This is a genomic window from Mucilaginibacter sp. P1_D10 (assembly GCF_056406215.1).
In genome coordinates this window covers 191,254-211,632 of sequence record NZ_JBFUAP010000005.1, presented here as the reverse complement: position 1 = coordinate 211,632, position 20,379 = coordinate 191,254, and the positions used below count along the sequence as shown (strand labels likewise).

At 49.2% G+C, this 20,379-nt stretch carries 16 protein-coding genes; 10 read left to right on the top strand and 6 right to left on the bottom strand.

The window, feature by feature from the left end; translation table 11 throughout:
• Positions 1 to 45: 45 nt before the first annotated feature.
• The 3 genes from AC1DYT_RS09670 to AC1DYT_RS09660 form a co-directional block, all read right to left on the bottom strand.
• On the bottom strand, positions 46 to 2,484 hold the full coding sequence (locus AC1DYT_RS09670; RefSeq protein ID WP_477469416.1) for a TonB-dependent receptor: 2,439 nt from the start codon (positions 2,482 to 2,484) through the stop codon (positions 46 to 48).
• 101 nt (positions 2,485 to 2,585) lie between these two features.
• Entirely contained in the window at positions 2,586 to 4,391 is a 1,806-nt protein-coding gene (locus AC1DYT_RS09665; RefSeq protein ID WP_477469415.1) for a M56 family metallopeptidase, read from the bottom strand.
• A 26-nt stretch (positions 4,392 to 4,417) separates the two neighbouring features.
• A complete protein-coding gene (locus tag AC1DYT_RS09660) occupies positions 4,418 to 4,807 on the bottom strand; it encodes a BlaI/MecI/CopY family transcriptional regulator (protein ID WP_477469414.1) in 390 nt (129 codons plus the stop codon).
• A gap of 182 nt (positions 4,808 to 4,989) precedes the next feature.
• Between AC1DYT_RS09660 and AC1DYT_RS09655 the strand changes: the two genes are divergently transcribed.
• From AC1DYT_RS09655 to AC1DYT_RS09615, 9 genes are all read left to right on the top strand, one after another.
• Positions 4,990 to 5,226 (top strand): hypothetical protein, encoded by a 237-nt coding sequence (locus AC1DYT_RS09655; protein ID WP_477469413.1) that lies wholly within the window; start codon positions 4,990 to 4,992, stop codon positions 5,224 to 5,226.
• Between the two features lie 251 nt (positions 5,227 to 5,477).
• Complete coding sequence (locus AC1DYT_RS09650) at positions 5,478 to 7,586, top strand: protein kinase domain-containing protein (RefSeq protein WP_477469412.1); 2,109 nt, start codon at positions 5,478 to 5,480, stop codon at positions 7,584 to 7,586.
• 22 nt (positions 7,587 to 7,608) lie between these two features.
• Positions 7,609 to 7,737, top strand: a complete 129-nt coding sequence (locus tag AC1DYT_RS09645; RefSeq protein WP_477469411.1) for a hypothetical protein — start codon at positions 7,609 to 7,611, stop codon at positions 7,735 to 7,737.
• A gap of 232 nt (positions 7,738 to 7,969) precedes the next feature.
• On the top strand, positions 7,970 to 8,806 hold the full coding sequence (locus AC1DYT_RS09640; protein WP_477469410.1) for a M48 family metallopeptidase: 837 nt from the start codon (positions 7,970 to 7,972) through the stop codon (positions 8,804 to 8,806).
• Positions 8,807 to 8,827: 21 nt separating this feature from the next.
• Complete coding sequence (locus AC1DYT_RS09635) at positions 8,828 to 11,131, top strand: ATP-binding cassette domain-containing protein (protein WP_477469409.1); 2,304 nt, start codon at positions 8,828 to 8,830, stop codon at positions 11,129 to 11,131.
• Positions 11,128 to 12,051, top strand: a complete 924-nt coding sequence (locus AC1DYT_RS09630) for an LEA type 2 family protein (protein WP_477469408.1) — start codon at positions 11,128 to 11,130, stop codon at positions 12,049 to 12,051. Before AC1DYT_RS09635 ends, AC1DYT_RS09630 begins: the two co-directional genes overlap by 4 nt.
• Before the next feature lie 3 nt (positions 12,052 to 12,054).
• Positions 12,055 to 12,612, top strand: a complete 558-nt coding sequence (locus AC1DYT_RS09625; protein ID WP_477469407.1) for an RNA polymerase sigma factor — start codon at positions 12,055 to 12,057, stop codon at positions 12,610 to 12,612.
• Positions 12,613 to 12,618: 6 nt separating this feature from the next.
• Positions 12,619 to 13,782 (top strand): hypothetical protein, encoded by a 1,164-nt coding sequence (locus tag AC1DYT_RS09620; RefSeq protein ID WP_477469406.1) that lies wholly within the window; start codon positions 12,619 to 12,621, stop codon positions 13,780 to 13,782.
• 91 nt (positions 13,783 to 13,873) lie between these two features.
• Positions 13,874 to 15,262 (top strand): PP2C family protein-serine/threonine phosphatase, encoded by a 1,389-nt coding sequence (locus AC1DYT_RS09615; RefSeq protein ID WP_477469405.1) that lies wholly within the window; start codon positions 13,874 to 13,876, stop codon positions 15,260 to 15,262.
• A 6-nt stretch (positions 15,263 to 15,268) separates the two neighbouring features.
• On the opposite strand, the gene AC1DYT_RS09610 is transcribed toward AC1DYT_RS09615, so the two are convergent.
• Positions 15,269 to 15,409 carry a hypothetical protein gene (locus AC1DYT_RS09610; RefSeq protein ID WP_477469404.1) on the bottom strand — a complete coding sequence of 47 codons (141 nt, stop codon included), beginning with the start codon at positions 15,407 to 15,409 and terminating at the stop codon, positions 15,269 to 15,271.
• 277 nt (positions 15,410 to 15,686) lie between these two features.
• Between AC1DYT_RS09610 and AC1DYT_RS09605 the strand changes: the two genes are divergently transcribed.
• Positions 15,687 to 16,790, top strand: a complete 1,104-nt coding sequence (locus tag AC1DYT_RS09605) for a zinc-binding metallopeptidase family protein (RefSeq protein WP_477469403.1) — start codon at positions 15,687 to 15,689, stop codon at positions 16,788 to 16,790.
• 163 nt (positions 16,791 to 16,953) lie between these two features.
• Here AC1DYT_RS09605 and AC1DYT_RS09600 read toward each other — a convergent pair whose 3' ends face one another.
• Positions 16,954 to 17,829: a transglutaminase family protein gene (locus AC1DYT_RS09600; protein WP_477469402.1), complete on the bottom strand. Its 876-nt coding sequence runs from the start codon at positions 17,827 to 17,829 to the stop codon at positions 16,954 to 16,956.
• Positions 17,826 to 20,378 carry a circularly permuted type 2 ATP-grasp protein gene (locus AC1DYT_RS09595; protein WP_477469401.1) on the bottom strand — a complete coding sequence of 851 codons (2,553 nt, stop codon included), beginning with the start codon at positions 20,376 to 20,378 and terminating at the stop codon, positions 17,826 to 17,828. The genes AC1DYT_RS09600 and AC1DYT_RS09595 overlap by 4 nt, the downstream gene beginning before the upstream one ends.
• Position 20,379 lies beyond the last annotated feature (1 nt).

The following is a 20,379-nucleotide window of genomic DNA, read 5'->3' as shown; positions in this document are numbered from 1 at the left end:
TATTAAGTTTTTGTTATGCTTTGTTTACCCCATTGCAATTGAATGCTAATTCTTCACCCGGTTTTGCTCGCTTTCTGCACCGTTAGCATCGTGCTTGCGCTGCCCGGCAATAGACTTGCCGAAACGGTAGGATAGGGACAATACCGCTGTACGGGAGTCTGACCGGTTTATCCAGTTGGCCGTGGTGTTGGCCAGGTTGTTTATTGCGCCGTGGGTTTGGAAAGTATAGAATATATCGTTCACTACCAATTTGAGCGAGGTGGCGGGGGAAAGTTTTTTAGATATCGCGCCGTTTACCCGCCCCCGGCCCTGGATAACGAATTGCGCGCTGGTTACCTTAGTTTGATAGCCACCATCGAGTTGCAAGGTCCAGTCCTTGCCGGTTTTAAAGCTGAATACCGGCCTTACGAAGTACAGGGTTCCCTTGGTGTCGAGCGTCCCGGTATAAAAATCACTTACCGAATGGATTTGCGTGGCATGCGTATGCAACTGGATACTGAGCCACTTCGCAGGGTCGAAAGAGGCATCGAATGATAAAGTCATCACCGTGCTTTTACCGATGTTTCCGGGGCGGCTGTAGTAGATGCCGTTCACTATTTCGATGGTTTCGTTCACGTCGTCCTTTGTGTTGCTGTAGCTAAAAGTAGTGGTAAACCGATCGTGGTAGGTGTGCGATATTTCGATGTTATTGGCAAACGATGGCTTCAGGAAAGGGTTGCCTGTATAATAGGTAAACTTATCCAGCGGATTAAGGAAGGGGTTCAAATCCTGGTAATATGGCCTGTCTATACGGCGGCCATAATCGATGCTGAACACGTTGAGCCCTGCGGTATCGGCCTTGTATTGCATGTAAAACGTAGGGAAGAGGCTGGTATAATTGCGTCGGAAACTGGAATCGGCTTTCTGCGCGTTGCCCAACTGGTGCCCATTGGACACGGTGTTCTCCAAACGTAGGCCCGCCTGGAACGAGAAGCGCTTAAACTCGCGCGAAGCGTTTAGGTAAGCTGCATTTATATTTTCTTTGTAGAGGAAGTGGTTGGTTTTACCATAATCAGGCGAGGTGATGCCGCTTGTGGTGTAAAAATAATCGGCAACGTTATCGGTTTTGGTATAGCTGGATTTAAGGCCCGCCGACAGCTTGATTCCGCTGGATAGGGGGTGCTCGTAATCGGCCTTGGCCGAATAGATATCGATATGCGCCGGCAGGCTGCCGGTAAGCAGGTCGCTGCCTTTTGGGGTGCCGTCGGCAAAGAAGCTCCGGTTATCGAACGATTGCCGGTCGTTGGTATAATAGTTCAGGTAATCCAGGTCGGCGCTTAACTGCGGCCCGTCTTTTTTAAACTGGTGCCGGTAATTGATGTTGGCGCTACCGTTGCGCAGCAGCGTGCGTTCGCTGTTGGCGGCTAATACGGTAGAATCCAGCATCCCTGCAGCGTTCGTAAAAAGACTGGTAACCGGCGTGTTTCGGTTTGCAGGGTTGTATAAGCCAGTGAAATTTACGCCCAGCGTGCTTTTATCCGAGAGGTAATAATCGGCGCCTATCTTGGCCAAATAGTTATTGCTGTGGTTGCGGATGTATGAGGCCTGCATAAAGTTGCTGAACAGGTTGCCCTGGGCATCAAAAAAATGGCGGTTGATGGTAAGGTCGGTAAAGGAATTGCCGTAATTATAGCTGAAATTGCCGAATAGGTTGAGCTTGCCGCTGCGGTAGTTTAAATTTAGGCTGTTATTGGTTTTGGCAAGTTTACCCTGTATGTAAGCGAGGTTTAGCCCGCCGTTAAAACCTTTTGCCTTATTGCGTTTGGTGCGTATGTTAATTACCCCGCCGTTACCCGCCGCATCGTATTTGGCGGGAGGGTTGGTCATCAGTTCCAGTTGATCTATACCCGCCGAGTTGAGCGAACGCAGGTAATTCTGCAGGTCGGCACCGGATAAATAGGTAGGCTTATCGTCTATAAAAATGACAACGCCTTTGCCCTTAAGGGTAATCCCGCCATTTTGGTCTACTATAACGCCGGGTGCTTTCTCCAATACATCCAACGCCGTGCTGCCCGCATTGCTGATGAGCGCTTCGGGGTTTACTACGGTGCGGTCTATCTTCTGCTCTACGAAGGGCCGCGCTGCAGTTACCGTCACTTCCTGCAACTGTTTGTTTGTGGCGGTAAGTACGATGTCGGCCAGTTTCAAATCCGCAGACAAGCTGAAGGGGCCGATTTTGGCTGTGATATGCCCCATCATGGTAACCGATAAGCGATAATCGCCAGCCGCTTGCCTGGCGAACGCGAAATTGCCCGACGCATCGGTAAGGGCACTTTTTATCAGTGTAGAATCTTGTGCTTTTAGCAGGTAAACGGTTGCGCCATCTAATGCTTTCTGTTCAGTGCTGAGTACCTTACCGCTAAGCAGGTACGTGGTTTGGGCCCTTGCCAAAATTGGGGCAATACTTATCCATACGGCAATGAGGGCCGCTATCCTTAATTTCATGATGGGTGGGTTTTAAAGGTTAAATGTTGTTTTTCTTAGTTTAGGGCCATAGTTATCCTGCGGGACTAAAAGCCCTATGTTGTTATTCTTTGTAGTTTCCGTTACTTTTCGTCGAAATTATACTTCCAGGTCCAGCTACCCTGCTTGCCGTTCTCGGGTGCTTTTACGTAGGCTTTTCGGTATTTGAGGTAGGTTTCGTCGGGTATTTTTTTGCCGTTTACAATGAATTCGGTGTCGCTCAACTTAAAGGATGTCAGTTCGTCGGCGTTTTTGATGATGCCATCGGCAATCAGGTCGGCGGTGAGTTTTTCTCTCGCCGTGCCATCGTGATAAGCTAGTGTGCCGGCCTTATAAGCATTGTAATTTGCATTGTAATTGGCGTTATTATTGGCATTGTACTGCGTATTGGTATTGTAGTCGGGCTGCTGCTTTAAGTTGGTTAGGCCGGTACTGATGGGCGATAGGGGAGACGCGGTAACCTTTAGCGGCCTGGTGATGCCTCGCAATTTCGTTTGCATAAGATTATCGATGATGCTGAGGTAACGAGGATAATCTTCCGTAGGTATAGTTTTGCCGTTTACCTGCATGGACATCAGCCTATCGGCATGGCTGTTCAGCTGGTATAAAACGCCATCCACTTTTACCAGGCGGGTTTGTATGTCGCCATTGCCTATGAGTATATCGGTAGGGTCGCCAATTTTTTCGGGGCGGTAAATCGTCAGCAGCGGCGTATCCAAATGGACAATCGGTTCTGCCAAGCTTAATGCAGCCACATTTTTTGGCTTGCTTGCCGGCGGCAGTTTCTTTAGGGTATCGGGTTTTTGAGCTTTCTGTTCGTCAACCTTGGTAATGGTACTTGTGGCATGCTTTGCTTTGGCAACCAGCTCGCTTACTTTATCCGGGTTGGTAAACGCAGCGGTGAACAATACGGCCGTAAGTAAACCGACCGCTAAAACAGCGCGTTCGACTATGCTTAATGATGCGTTGCTGTTTGATAGCATGCGTTTTACACGGCCGAGCAGGTGGTTTTTTTGCCCGCCAAAAGCCATGGCATAAGCCGGTACAGCGGCCTGGTATTCGTGGCATGCCACCAGGGCCTTGATGTAATTGGTTTTACTCCCGGTTTGGGCAAGCGCCATATCGTCGCAGCAGTTCTCGCGTTCCGCGCGGATAAGCGCGGCCAGCCAAAGTACTGCGGGGTTGAAGAAGAACACCACCTCCAGGCTGCTGATGAGCAGGTTCACCAGGTAATCGCGGCGATGGATGTGCGCCAGTTCGTGAACCAATATGGCTTCAATGCCCGCCGGAGGCAAGGCAGTAATTAAGCCCGCCGGGATAAGGATGAGTGGCTTCAAATGCCCAATTACCATAGGCACCTTAGCCATGCCCGATTCTGCAATGCCCACCAAACGTTTTATACCCATCTGGCCCGCGAGTTGCTGTACCCGCTCTGCCCATTCATGTCCAACCTCGCTAATCTGCCTGCGCCGCAAAAAATAGAGGCTCTGCAAGCCGGTAAGCAGCTGCAATGCCCTGGCCAACACAATAAGCATCCACACCAGTACGATACTGTTTGCATGCGTACGAAGCAAGCCGGCAATATGATTGTATTTGTTCGTGTCGATGTGTTGTTGCGATATAATTATGGTCGGCAGTGCGGTAGGCTGCGCGGCAACAGTACCTGATACCGTTTGGTGCGCCAGCATCTGTTTCACGAATATGAACAGCACCGCTGCCGTAAAAACTCCCAGGCCACCAACCAGCAGATTGTATCGTAATTGCGCACTTTGCTTACGGGTGCAGAGCACGGCCAGCCCGGCAGCAGCCGCCAATAAAAGCCCCAGCCAAAGGGAGCTCAGCAGCGTATCGCAAATGGCATTTATCAGGTGGTTGGGTATCGTTTCCATTGGGTGGTTTTTTTGGTGCTACGGTATTACTCTTCGTATTTATCAAGCAGGTCTTTTATCTGCTGCAGTTCCTGTTTCGATGGTTTTTTATCGCCCAGCAGCTGCATTACCAATTTGCCGGCCGAGCCTTTATACATCGAATCCACGAATTTATCCAGCAGATGCGCCCTCGTTTTCTCTTCGGCCTCGGCTACGCTGTAAATGTGCTTCATCTGGCTGTCGTCGCGTTTCAGTAAACCTTTTTCGGTCATAATCTGCATAAACTTAAGGGTGGTGCTATAGTTCACCTCCTTTTGCTTCAGCAATTCATCATTCACCGTGCGTACGGTAGCCGGACCGGTTTCCCACAAAACCTGCAGTATCTCCAGTTCCGATTTGGTTGGCTCCACTATTTGCCGCTCGTATTTGGTATCCATAATCCAAAGGTAGGAATTATTTTCTACCATCCAAATTTATTTAGGAATTTTTTCCTACCTTTTGATTGGAGGTAATCGGAAGGGTTTTTTTAGACACATCTTCAATAAAACAAAAAAAATGAATGACATCCGGCGTCCCGCGCCTATATAGTATTAGTAACACAAAAAACTATAAAGTACTTATGATGACTATCCTGAAAAATATAACGGCTCGTACCCAAAAAGCGTCGGCCACGCTCCTGAAATTGCTGTTTTACGCAATATCCGCAAGTTCTTTTACCTACTATACGGTATTGCGCAACTACATTAAACTCATTAATATAGGCCCGGATAGGTGCATGGATATTACAGGCTACGCACGCCCGGCTTTTAGTTTAGCTATGGCGCATCCTAAAAACCATAACGATACTATTATTTAGTAACTAAATAAATTAATAATTAGCGTTTCATTGCTGTTTTAAATATTTGATTTATTTTTTTGATACCTTTCACAATCAATTATGAACCTTAAAGATCGTTACAAATATCACTCTGGCAGAGATTTGCCGGGTAAGGGGGATTTCGCCCGGATATTATCTTGCCGACTAAGCTAAATGCTATTTTCATAATACTAAAAAAACCAGACTATAAACTAACACACAATAAACAACACACTAAATAAACTAATACGATGGAATTTAAAGACCGTTACCAATACCACCCAAGGACAGATTTGCTGGGTAAAGGGGGGTTCGCCCGGGTGTTCAAGGCGTACGATACGCTGCTGGATAGGGAGGTTGCCCTCAAAGTGTTCAACACCGAGGCATCTACCAAGTACGATCTGGTTGCCGAGATAAAGAAAGTGATCAAGCTGGATCATCCTAATCTTTGCCGCTACTACGATGTAGCCTTTGTAGAATCGGTAAGCGCGTTCAACGAAGAAGAGAAGCACCAGGTGGGTATTATGGAATATATCAATGGCGGCGAACTTAAAGCTTACATCAAGGCGCATCCCGAAAGTCTGGATGGCCTGCTGAAAGGCATACTGCATGGCTTGTCGTTTTTGCACAAACGCCACATCGTACACCGCGACCTAAAGCCGCAGAATATCCTCGTAAATAACACCGAGGATGGACCTGTGGCCAAGATAACTGATTTCGGCATCAGTAAAGATACGGGCGCAGCCGGCAATACGGCATCCTCGCAACTGATGGGTACCATAGAGTTTATGGCTCCGGAGCAATTCAACCCGGCTAAATACGGTATTGATGGCCGCATAAGCACTAACCTGGATCTGTGGAGCTTTGGCGTAATGCTTTACGAACTGGCCATGCCGGGCTCAAAGCTGTTCCCTACTGCCAGTACTGAGCAGATGATGAACAACATACTCGATCTGGAACAGGTGCTACCTAAGCTTATCACGCTTAAACAGCCTTACCGGGCCATGGCGCAGCGCTGCCTGGTGAAAGATGCCGCGCAAAGGGTGCAAAACGCCGACGAATTGCTGGCGATAATGGAAGGCAAAGCGCCGGCTGCAGCACCGGTACCCGCAGATGGAGGCGAAACCCGCGACCTATCGGGGACCATGCAGCACGCTAAACCATTCGACTCTGGTGCTACCACGGTAATGCCAAAGCCTTTGGATCCGGGTGCAACCACGGTGCACCCAAGGCCGCAAACCCAGCCCGTGCCGCAACCTGCACCAAGGCCAAAGCCGGTACCTGTGCCGGTCCCAGCCAAAAAAAGCAATTGGCAGGTGCCTGCTATCATAGTGGCGGTATTGCTGCTGATAGGGGTGATAGCCTTTGTTAACAAAGATAAATTCGGCGATAGCAAACGCACGGCCGATACCAACGACACCACAAAAAAAGATACCAACAAGGTAGATTCGCCTAAAAAAGTTGTGCCAAAGGTAGATACCGTTGCAAAAGCACCGGTGGGCGGAGTGAAACCATTGCCAGGTGTTAAACCAAAACCGGTAACGCTGGCAGATAAGCCGCAAACGGTGGATAAGCCAACCGTAAGGCAACAAACACCGGATAAGCCCGTAGTTACTGCCCCATCGGGCGGTGGCAGTGGCACAGGCGGCGTAGGTGGCTTGGGCTCGGGTAGTTCAGGTTCCGGCGGCGGCTCAGGCTCCGGCGGTAGTGGTGCTGGTGTGGGCGCGGCCGGTGGCTTAGGTTCCGGCTCGGGCGGTTCAGGTTCCGGCGGTAAAGGCGGTGTAGGTGGCCTGGGCTCGGCCGGTGGCCTTGGTTCCGGCGGCGGCGGCAGTACAACTACGCAATACGATGAAACGGCCAGCTTCCGCGAGGGTATGGCCCGGGTTAAGCTAAACGGCAAGTTTGGCTTCATTAACACCGACAGGAAATTGGTTATCCCCATCAAGTACGAATCGGCAAACGGTTTCTTCAATGGCGTAGTACCCGTTGAGCTGAACAACAAATGGGGTTTGATAGATAAGAACGGGGATGTAGTTATCCCTATTAAATACGAACTGGCCTTCAGGCTGGCAGCCGAAGGGCTCATTGCCGTAGAGCTGAACGATAAATGGGGCTTTATTGATAAATACGATAATGTGAAGATCCCCATCAAATACGAAGATGCCTGGAGCTTTAACGAGGGCGTAGCCGCTGTTAAGATGGGTGGCAAATGGGGTTTCATCAACAAATACGGCCAAACGGTAGTAGCGTTCTTGTACGATGATGTTGACAACGGCTACCTCATCAGCAAACCTACCATGAAAGTGAAGCTTAACGGCACCTGGTTCGAGATTGATAAACAAGGCAACAAAGTAGATTAATTACCGATAATATCAACAGGCAATGGATTTCCACGCCCGTTACAAATACAACCCCAAAACCGACCTCTTAGGCAGAGGCGGTTTTGCGCGGGTGTTTAAGGTACAAGATACGGTGCTGAAACGGGAGGTGGCCCTTAAGAAAGTGCCATAGCTTGCAGCCCAAAAAAGCCGCATAGTACCTGCAAAATCAGCATAAAAAGAATAGATATTTAGTCAACAAACCTTATAAACCAAATGATGAACAATACAGCCTTACAGCCGCATGCCTTCCCGCCTTAGCGTGGTTAAAGCAACCTTTTAAGGCCGTCGCCCCCGGCATCGTTTTATCTCTTTAATATTAAAATGACATTTTTACAACCCATCCTATATCATATAAAAACACAATGAAAAAATACATCATAGTATCGCTGGTTATTGTATCTACAACAATCAACGCTTTCTCACAAGACACCAAATTCAGTAAAGAGAGAATGGACCGGATCATGGCGACCTATAAAAAGGGGCTGTCGGCCTTTGCAAGCTACGATCGTTGCGGCAGCGCTTTCGATCGCCCGGCCGACGTTGTAAAACGTGCCGAGAACCGGCAGTTAGATAAGTTGGGGAATATTACGCCAGACCAGGAAGCCGAGCTGGGGCTGCAGATGTTCAAGAACTCGCAGGAGCCCAACCTGGCCAACGACCCCCGCAGCCTGGCAATGGTGCGCGGCCTGGTTACTAAAATGGCTGCCTACTCGTCAGATCCATCCCGCACGTACCATGTGTATATCCTTAACTCCGATCAGGTAAACGCCTACTCAACTATTGGCGATTATATCTATATCACCACCGAATTGTTGAAATTCGTTAAATCTAAAGACGAACTGGCATTTGTTGTTGGGCACGAGATGGGCCACATCCTCAACCACCATTGTTTACGCAAAATGAAAAAAATAGCCCTTATTGCCAGCATGGGCGAAAAACTCAACTACCAGCGGCTTTCAAACGTAGCCATCAATGCAACCATGGCCATATCTGCACCCTTCGATCAAATGGATGAGTACGATGCCGATGCCACAGGTTTTGATTTGGTAAAAAAATCAGGCATGGACCCAAGCGCGTTCAACTCCTTTTTTGGCGAACTCGAAAAAATGGAGCATAAGAAACTGCTTGCCCGTTTCACCTCTACGCACCCTTCATCGGCCAATCGCCGCAAATGCTTAAATGTGTTGCTGAACCAATAATAAAGCTATAGCCAACAGATAATGATACTTAAAATAGATGAGTTAGGCGTTAACCGTACCCTTATCGAGGGCAAAACGGTATCGATAGGGCGTAAAGGGTCGGGGAGCGATGTGCAGATAGATAACGTCAGCGTATCCCGGCACCATGCCGATGTGATGCTGCAGGATGGCAAGGCCATGATAAGCGATGCGGGCAGCACCAACGGCGTGCTGGTAAACGGCGTAAGGCTGGAAGCAGGCAAGTGGTACCTGGTTGGCAGCAACGATAAAGTTACGCTACAGAATTACGTGCTGAAGTTTGCCGACGCGAAGCCGAACGCAACTTCATCGCCGGAACCATCAAACACCGGCGACCTGAATAAGCGTTTCAAAGATTTGCTTGCCCTTAAGCTGCCCATAAAAATAGGCCGCCTTACCACTAACGATATCCCCCTGCCGGATGCCTTGCCCGATGATAAGATAGTAGGCCGCCTGCATGCCGAGATAACTTACCGCGACGGCAACTATTATATAGAGGACCTCGACTCGAAGAACGGCACCTATGTAAACGAGATACGCATCCCCCCAAGGCAGCCCAGGATGATAGATAAGGCGGATACCATACTTATCCACCTGCATTATTTTAGTTTGGAAGATGGGTATCGCGATTTGCGCAACGAGGTGGCCATCCGCGCCGAAGGTATTGGCAAGAAGTACCCAAGCGGTTTTGTTGGCCTGCAGCCTTTAAGCATAGAAGTAGAATTTAAGCAGATAGTAGCTTTGATGGGCCCTTCCGGTTGCGGTAAATCAACCCTGCTGAAAACGCTTAACGGCGATAGCCCCGCAACTTCGGGCGATGTTTTCATACACGGCCTCTCGTTACGCAAAAACTATCACCTGCTTAAAAAGAAGATAGGTTACGTACCTCAGGATGATATCATACACAAAGAACTTACCGTTGCGCGTACGCTTTACCTGGCGGCCAAGCTAAGGCTGCCTGATGGTACTTCGGAAGCGGCTATCCAGCAGAAAATAAGCGAAGTATTAAAGGATCTGAATTTTGATGAGGATGATGGCGACATCATCAATAAAGTAGTAGGCGGCCTATCGGGCGGGCAGCGCAAACGTATCTGTATAGCAGTAGAGTTGCTTAGCCAGCCTACCATCCTGTTTTTAGATGAGCCCACCTCGCCGCTGGATCCCGAAACGATCGAGAAATTCCTGATATCGCTGGCCAACCTGGCCCGTAAGGGCACTACCATCGTAATGGTTACCCACAAGCCCGAAGACTTGAACTATGCCGATAAGGTGATTTTTTTGGCGGCCAAAGGTTATTTGGTGCACGATGGCAGCAAGGCCAAACTGCTGGAGAAATTTAAGGTGGATAACATTATTAAAGTGTACACCCAGTGCGGCGACACCAAGGGCCAACCTTTCGATGTGCGGTATTATGTACCGCCTAAAGGGGCGTCTACACAACGGAACCCGCCTAAAGAAATGGCTGCCGACAAACAGAACTCGCTTTGGCTGCAGTTTTATTGGCTAACGGTGCGCTACCTCAATATTAAATTCAACGATAAAGACAACCTGTACCTGCTGCTGGCCCAGCCCCTCATCATTGGCGGCCTGGTAGCTATTATCTTCCCGAAGATAATGCCGCAGGTTTTGTTCATGATGTCTGTTTCGGCTATATGGTTCGGGGTGAGTAACTCTTCCAAAGAAATAGTGGCCGAATTCCCGATTTATAAGCGCGAGCGCATGTACAACCTCAATATACACATGTACGTATTGTCTAAATGGGCGGTGTTGTCGCTGATAGCCCTGGTGCAGGTGCTCATCTTCGTAACCATAGTACAGCTGCGTTTCCACAGCGATGAAAACTTAGGGGAATATATACCCAATGCGGGTTATATGTTTATGATATCTTCGGCTGCTACATTGTTTGGGCTGTTCCTATCGGCCTTTTTCGATAATACCGAGAAAGTGCTCACCGTAGTGCCCATTGCGCTGATGCCGCAGATTATGCTGGCCGGTATCGTAACACCATTTCAGAAACTGGCGGTGGTAATCATCAGCTACTTTACATTCGGCCGCTGGGGTACCGAGGGCCTGATGCGTTTGCAAAAGAACGTGATTAAAGAAGAATTGCCACCAGGCTCCAAGCATTTTGTACTCCCTCCAAGGAACGAGATTCACTTTTATTATAACAAAGAACTTAAAGAGAAAGGCGAGACTATAGTTACCCTGTTCAACGGCATGGACAAGAATGTGCTGGCTGTATTTATACTGGCTGCCATTATGTACACGGCTACTTACATCTCCTTAAAACGGAAAGACACGATATGATGACGCTGCAGATCAACAGATTTTTACCGGCCAAAAGCAGACTAATGCTTTTTTGCGCCATGCTATTGTATAGCCTGTTGATGGCATCATGTGCAAAAAAGCCCGTTTTCATCAACGTGGAATCGGTGAAGATCGGCTCGCTTAAAGATTCTATACTGCAAACTTATATCAATTTCAAGGTATATAATCCTAACAGCATCGGTTCTACGCTCACGGCATCAGACGTAAAAACGTATTATAAGGGCAAGTTGGTAGGCAGCAGCAGCATCGAAAAGGAAGTCAAATTGCCTGCCAATGATACCATCATCATCCCAATAGTATCGCAGCTGAATATATGGAGCCTGGCCGATGTGTTCCCCGAACTTTTGGCTACAGATACCGCTGTTTTCAGGATAGAGGGTAGCAATAGGGTAAGGGCGCTGGGCATGAATATTACGGTACCGGTAAAGCAGGATATAAAGCTGAACGTAAAACATGCCGTAAGCGATCAGCTTAGCCGTACCTTCCAGAACGACTCTAACTTCCGGATAAAACAGATCAGGCTAAGCCGGATGCCGGGACTCAGTAAAAGTGGCTTCAATATGGTGGTGCAGGTGAAAAATAGTTTCCCATTCGATTACCAGCTGCAGAGCCTTGATTTGGATATCTATCGAAAAGGGGGTACCAACGCCGTTGCCAACTGGAAAATGACCGACACCATCGACCAGAAAGCCGGCGGCGTAGCCAATATCCCCATCAAGATAGAGGTAGATAACCTAAATTTGCTGGGCGAGGCCAGGCTATCAGATTTGTTTAACCCTAAAATCGAAGTCGTAGTTAAAGGCCAGGCCGTAATTGCCATACAGGGGCGCACGTTCACTATCCCCGTAGAAGAAAACAGGACAGTATCTTTTAACCCTTTAACCGGTGTGTCTTATTGAGATATGGATGATTTGGAATTGATAGCAGGATTGATAGACGGCGACGACGCGTGCTGCAGGTACTTTTATAAAAAGAACCTGCCCGCAGCTAAAAGGTACATCTTAAATAACAGCGGCGACGAAGACGATGCCAAAGATACCTTTCAGGATGCGGTAGCAGATTTGATTGATAACCTGCGGAAAGGTAAATATGTACATAAAAGTAAGCTCGAAGGCTATTTTTTCATCATGGTAAAAAACAAATGGCACGATAAGCTCGACAAGATGAAGACCTGGAAAAAGCACCTGCCCGGCCTGGCGGTTGACGAGGACACGCAGGACGATGGCGTGACCTTTAAGCCAACCATGAGCCTGGCCGATTTTATGAACCGCGAACTGAACAAACTAGGCGAACGCTGCCGTGCGGTTATTACGGCCACTATTTATATAGGCATGAGCATGGAAAAAGCTGCTGAGGAATTGGGTTTCCCTACGGCGCATGCGGTAAGGCAAAAAAAGCTTACCTGCCTTAAAGAGATGCGTGGCTTTGTGCGCTACGAAGACGTGATTAATTTAACTTAAAAGGTTGTGGAGAAGGATTTAAACGATATAGACCTTATTGATAAATACCTCAGCGGCAATCTTAACGAGGTTGAGCAGCGGGAATTTAAAGAGCGCTTTTTAACCGACGAGGAGTTTAAGAAGGAAGTAGAGGTATATCAAAAAATTTATGAGGGCATAGAACAGGCGGGCCGCGAAAACCTAAAGAAACAGCTTAATTTTTATTACGACGAATACGCAGCAGAGGACGAGGAAAGCGATAACGTACGAAGCATAAACTGGCGGCGGAATATCTACGTAATAAGTGCCATTGCCGCTGCTTCTGCCGCTTTCTTTGTAGTATTTAAGTTGACGAGCCCTGTTACCAATAACGGTACCACAGGTACCGGCAGCTCGCCCGTGGCAGTTAGGCCCGTAAAGCCGACACCACCAAAAGTAGGGCCACAAGATACCGATGTTAAGGTTCCGCAGCCGCAGGTGGCACAACACCCTAAGCCGCACCCATCGCGGCCGCTGCCGAAAGATACTTCAGGCAGGCAAATGTTGCCCAATATAACCCCGCCCGGTGGAGGCTACGCCCTTAACGACCAAACGCGTTTGCCTGCAACAGCCATACGCCGCGCCGGCTATCCGCAAGCGCTAAGCTATACCTTTAGCCAGGGGCAGCTTACGGTATTCGGCAATCCCTTGCTTAGGATGCTGGACATAAGCGTGTATAAAAAAGGCGGGCATTATTATCTGGATTGTGATGATTCTGTTTATGAAATAGTGAATACAGCTACCGAAAAACCGCTGGTAAAGCTGGATAAGCAAATAACCGGCGACGGGATAAAATCTGCCGAAAAAATTAAGGTAGTGCTGGCTCCGCTTAAGGCTGCCGTTTATGCTAATGCCCCATTTGCCGTAGTTGTTGAAAAAGCAGCCGGTGCACCCAGGTATTATTTTACAAAAAGCGCGGGGGTGAATACACTGGTCCTACTGGGCAATTTCGTGCCCGGTAACACAACAGTAGTAAGCCTTAAAAACGATAGCGGCACCAATTGGTACGTGCGCAGCGGCACCCATATCTATAGTGTGGATGGCCAGCCCGCTAGCCCGTTGGCATTTAAAGAATTACAGACGTTAACTAACGACAACGCCCGGATGTTGATTGGCCGCGAGGGCATAGAAAGAACAGTGTTGACGTTTTAAAGAAAGAAGAAAAAAAATTAGAATAATTCGTGACGTTTTGAATTAAACCCTATATACTATAAACCAAGGACCGTTTAACAAGCATAACCAAATGATTACCCTAAAGAAAATAAATTACTTAAACCAAATAGGCCAACGGCCCCAGCTGGAAGATTCTATTTATCCGAAAGCGGGCAGCGCCACCACCGCCGACAAGCTATTTTTGGTTTGCGACGGCGTGGGCGGCGAAAGCATGGGCGAGGAAGCCAGCCGTATTGTAAGCGAAGAGCTCCCGGTTTACTTTAAAAAGAATCCGCCACCAGTAACCGGGCTGACCAAAACCTACATCAACGATGCCCAGCAGCATGCATTGAACACTATGCGTGTTTTTGCGGCTATACACCCCGAGGCAATAAAAATGAGCACCACCCTCACGATGGCTCATCTGGAAAAAGACCATGTTACCATTGCCTGGTGCGGCGACAGCCGTATTTATCACCTGCGTAACGGCGAAGTAGTTTGGAAATCTATCGACCACTCCCTTGTGGCCAACCTGGTAAAACAAGGCGAAATAACCGAAGAGCAGGCCGCCACCCATCCGAACCGCAACGTAATCACCCGCAGCCTAAGCGCATCGGGCGGGGCATCTGAAATAGAGTTGCATCGCATAGATGATATTCGCGATAACGATTACCTGCTGCTTTGCACCGATGGCGTGCTGGAGCAGATAAACGAAGACCGGCTGAAGGGCATCCTGCTGAACGATAACGACGATAAAGAAGGTCTGTTTATGACCTATTGCAAGGATAAAACCCGCGATAACTTTTCGCTGTACCTGCTGAAACTGGGCAGCGACAAAAAGGCGGTACCTGTGGGCGCCATGGGCAAAAGTAAGGGCATCAGTCCGCTTATTTTTGTGTTGATAGCCGTGTTGGCCCTGTTAATTTTAGGCGGCATATTCAACAAGCAGGTACTGGGGTTGCTGGATGGGACTAAAAAGGATACTACGGAAACACATACAGTTAAGGATAAACCGAAATTAGTGGAGCCGGATCCCGTTCCCGCAGGCGGAGCGGTGGAGCCAACTCATACCGACAAACCAACTTCCACAAAACCAAAAACCGGCGGGAATCAAAAACCGGCTGTTACAACTGGTGGTACTACTGCAACGCCGCAGGGGGGTAAACCGGCTAAACCGGTAGGCACAACAGGTGCGGCGGGTACCGGAAAGCCTCCTGTAGATATAAAACCCGGCGCTGGCTCCGACGGAAACCCCGGCCGTACCACAAATGGGAGCGGAGGTAGTGGAACCGGTGGTAATGGCGACAATGGCAGTAGTGGCAATCAGCAGAAAACGGAACAGGACCCGGTTGTTTCCCCCTCTGATAAACCGCTCGACAGAATTAAGGACAGAGTGAAAAGCACGCAACACAAACTGGATAGCATCAAAAAAGCAAAACTCGACAGTATTAAGGTGCGAAGAGTATCCCACGATATTTAAGCGCCTTTAAGAAACACGTATCTTATCGCACTTCAGGCCATCATACACCAAAGCCGCGGCAGCAATGCCCGGCTTTTTGCTTTTAGTCGGGCATTGCTGCATGACCGGCCATAAAAAGCCCCACCTCGTTACTGAAGCAGGGCCCATAGTATTAATTGTGATGTATAGGTTAAAACTTGTGTTTCGTTGTTCGTAACGTTGTTTTCAACGTCGTTAACATCTTTATATAGGGCACATGTAAGCTATGTCACATGCAAACACTGATTTATTTGTAATTTTTTGAGGAAGGCGGCGCATACTCACCGCCGGGGCGGTTATGCGCTCCGGCAATAGCTTCCCCGGCTATTTCATTTCTTTAAAAACCCGTGGGGCTATAATCTGTTAACCCACAAGCCATTCCCTATAGGATGGCACTTATACAGAAATGAAATTATTTAAATGCACCAATTGCGGCCAGTTGTTATACTTTGAAAACAGCCTTTGCGAATGCTGCAAACACCCCTTAGGTTTTATCCCCGAAAACTTGAGCCTTGCCACGCTGGTGCAGGGCGAGAACCTTACTTATACCCTGCACAGTGCCGAAAAGACACCCTTGTTTGCTAAGCTTTTCGGGAAAAACACTAAGCCGACTTTTAAGTATTGCAACAACTTCCAGTTTGGCGTTTGTAACTGGCTGATTCCTGCCGAAAGCGACAAAACCTTTTGCCGTGCCTGCGAACTCAACCACATCGTGCCCGATCTGACCGACCCTGAGCATATACGCCAATGGGGATTGATAGAAGGCGCAAAGCACCGCCTTATATACAGTTTGCTTCAAATGAAGCTGCCGCTGCTAAGCAAACTGGATGATTTGGAAAAAGGCCTCAGCTTCGATTTTCTGACAGACGTGAATGCCGTGCAAAAGGTGCTCACCGGGCACGAGAACGGCCTCATTACCCTGAATATAAACGAAGCCGACGACGATAAGCGCGAGCTATCCCGCAAGGAAATGAACGAGCCATACCGCACGCTGCTGGGGCATTTCAGGCATGAGGTTGGCCATTATTATTGGGACCGCCTGATAGATAACAGTGCTTTTATCGACGAATACCGGCAGGTATTCGGCGATGAGCGCGAGGATTATGGCCAGGCTTTGCAGCGGCATTACAGCCAGGGCGCTCCTGCCGGTTGGAACCAGAATTTCATCAGCGAGTATGCCACATCACACTCCTGGGAAGACTGGGCCGAAACCTGGGCACACTACCTGCACATTATGGATACGCTGGAAACGGCGGATACCTTTGGGATAAGTGTAGCGCCGCGCATCGCCACAAAAAGCGACCACTCTAACGCCGTGATAAAGGTAAACCCGTACGAACAGCAAAACTTTCAGCAATTATTGGATATGTGGCTCCCACTAACCTTCGCCATGAACAGCATGAACCGCAGCATGGGCAACCACGACCTGTATCCCTTCGTTATCCCGCCAAAGGTGGTTGAGAAGCTAAGCTTTATACACAAGGTATGCTATGCTTCGAGGGTAAATTAGCAAGGAATTAACCGGAATGCTGATCAAATTAACGTCATTCTGAACTTGTTTCAGAACCCCATCATAAAAGTAGCCGATATGCTGACGACATTGCATTGCCACGAACTAATCAGATGGGGTACCGAAATAAATTCGGCATGACGTTGTTATGTAGGGGGGCTAATTACTCCACCCGCCGTACGTCCACATTTACATACATGCGCTGGCCTGCGCCGCTGTACACAACGCCTTTGAGTGGAACAACGTCGGCAAAATCGCGGCCTATGGCGGTACGAATGTGCCTGTCGTTTACCAGCAGGTTGTTGGTCGCGTCGAACTCGGTCCACCCTACGGAAGGGATATAAAGGGCTATCCACGCGTGCGAGGCATCCGAGCCGAATAGTTTGGGTTTGCCGGGCGGGGGCAGAGTTTCTATATAGCCGCTCACGTAACGTGCGGCAAGGCCTATGGCCCGCAGGCAGGCCAACGAGAAGTGGGCAAAATCCTGGCAAACACCTTTGCGGTGCAGGAAAACATCTTCCAGCTTGGTGGTTACATCGGTAAAGCCGGGGGTGAAATCGAAATCGTTGAAGATGCGGGCGTTCAGATGCAGCATGGCCTCCATAATGGGCCTGCCCGGCGTAAAGGATTCCAGTGCGTATTCCCGTATGCCGGGGATAAATGTAACATGGTCCGATTCGAGGTAGAACTGCCTGATGTCGTTATCGGCGCTGGTACTGCGCAGCCAACTGGCCACGTTTTCCCAGGGCGTAGTATCCTTGGCTATGGTGTTTGTCCAGATGGGCTGCGCCACCTTAACCTCGCTTTTTATCTCTACGGTAAGCTTCTGATGGAACTCCTCAATGGAAAAATAAATGAACTTATTATTGAAGAAATCCTCCCGCGTGGCCAAAAAATGGGGTACGGGGTGTATCTGGTAATGTACCTTTTCCACCTCCTGGAAACTATGGTTCACGGGAACCTGGTACACCAGGTTGTGGCAAAGCGAGGCCGGGAGCTGGTACTCGTACCGGGTGATGTGGGTAACCTGGTATTTCATAGTTCGGGTAAGGCGTTATTGCTTTTTACGAAGCTGTACTGGCTTTGGGTAGGGCTAAAATAGCTCTCGAATATGAGGCTTGCCGCCTGCCCCAGCACATCGATCAAATGATGCAGGAACCTGTTGAGGTCCCTTTTACTGAAATCGTTAAGCGGGCCTGTAGGCACCATTTTGTTAATATCGCAAAGCCTTATCATAGTCAAGGCTTCCAATAGTTTTTTATGTGCGGGACTAAGGCCGCCTTCATCGTAATTATCGGGCAGGTGGGCCAGGTGCTCATCTATCTTGGCGACTAAAAACGCTACCGACTTGGGGTTATCCTCGTTCACCAGCAATAAATTGAGCACGCCGGGCAGTTGCAGCGTAGAGCGGTACAGGTAACGGTAGGTAACCAGGCTTTCGTTGCACATCAGCACCAGTTCCATCAGTTGCTTCTCTACATCGGGCTTTACGTTATTGCCCAGCGCGGCCTGCAATACGGCGCAGGTATTAATTGCCGACTCTAAAAAACGACCTATATTGAGCAAGCGCCAGCTGGAGGCGCGCGTCATGTTATCATTATTGAGGCCGATGAAGGCCATCAGCTTAATGATGAACTGATCCAGGTTATGGTATATCTTGCGCAAATCGTTGCCGTTTTGCTTCATCAGCTCAAACTCTTCTGATATGCTGTCTAAAATACGCCAGGTATCCAGGCTCAGTCGGTCGCGCACGGCGTAACCGTTGGTCAGGAATGACTGCAGCGATTGCGCCAGCGTGCCCGCACGACCTGTTTCTACAGCAAGGGAAAGCAATTCCTTTTCGGGCTGCCGTAGTTTGGTTTGGTCGGGCGCGGTAAAGCCGGGCAGGGTGCTGGTGAGAGTGGTGAGGCTCTTGAGCAAGATTACCAGCGTTTCGTTGGTTTCGGGGTGTATCTCGTCGTCGCGCTCGTTGTATATTTTTAGTACGATGCGCATCATCCGCACACCGTTCACGGCCCTATCCAGGTAGCGGCCAAGCCAAAAAAGGCTCTCGCCGGTGCGGCTGGGTAATATATTTTTTACTTGCCTTAGTATCGGCTGGTTTACAATGCGTTTGGGCTGGTCCTCCGGCGAGGGGCCCAGCACCCAGGTGTCTTTGCTGATGCCGCCCGTTTGGTTAGAAATGATGAACTCGCCTTTGGTAGGGAAGCTGCGCGATAGGCCGCCCGGCATTACGTTATAGGCTTCCTTCTCGGTATCGGCCACGATGTAGCTGCGGAAGATGGCGTTACAGGCCTGGAGGCTGTTATCTATCAATGATGGCGTGGTGCTGAAGCTCACCACCTCCTGCGCCACGTATAAATAGGGGCGGGTGATGATTTCTTTGCGCAAATCCTCTATCTGTTTCTTGCTCATCTCGCTGCCGATGTAGGGCCGGTTTTCGTTGCTGCGGTATATGGAGCGGATGATGAGGAAGGGCAGGTTATCCAGCACGTATTTCTTTTCCTTTTCGTGCCCGCACCACCAGGTAGCTACAGATGGCAATATCAGTTCCTGGTTCAGCAGGTGCCTGCAGAGGCGTGGCAAAAAGGCCATCAGGCCGGGGTTCTCTAATATACGGGCGCCTAATGGGTTGATGACCGTGACCTTTTTTTGCCTTACGGCTTCCATAAGCCCCACTACGCCCAGGTGCGAATCGCCCAGGAACTCCAGCGGATCACAGAATATGTCGTCTACACGGCGCACAATAACGTCTACCTTTTCCAGCCCTTTGAGGGTTTTGAGCCAAACGTAGCCGTCGCTCACGGTAAGGTCCTGCCCAAAAACGAGGGTAAAACCTAAGGATGATGCGAGATAGGCATGTTCGAAATAAGTTTCGTTGGCCGTACCCGGCGATAGCAATACCACCCGCGGGTTCTCCTTATTTTGGATGGATAGCTTTGTGAGGGTATTCTTAAGCGTTTGATAATAAGAAGATATCTTGCGTACCTGGTTCTCACGTATCAGATCCGGGAATACGCGTGTCATGGCTGCACGGTTTTCAAGCGTGTAGCCTGCGCCTGAAGGGGCATCGGTACGATCATGCAGTACCCACATTTTGCCGTTTGGCCCGCGCACCAAATCTGCTGAGTATTGTATCAGTTGGAATTTGCCCGGCATGATCACTTTATCGGCCTGCCGCAAAAAGCCCTTGTGTGTAAATATCAGATCGAAAGGGATAAAGCCTTCTTTGATCAGCCTGCGCTCGCCGTAAATATCCGTGAGGATAAGGTTCAGCAGTTCCGCGCGTTGCGCAAGGCCACGTTCTATGCTTTCCCATTCCAACTGGCTGAAAACCATGGGTACTGGGTCGAGCTTCCATGGGCGGTTGATGCCGTCGGGGTCGCTGTAAACGTTGTAGGTTACGCCGTTATCACGTAGCTCCTGGCTAATTTCGCGGCTGCGCAGCTCCATCTTATCAAGGCCCAGCTCTTCGTAAGCATGCGCAAGCTTTTTCCAATGCTCGCGCACCACACCTTCGGGCGCAGCGAGCTCATCAAAGAAAGGTTTGGCAGTGGTGCCGCTCCGGCGCAGGTACGTTTCAATCATT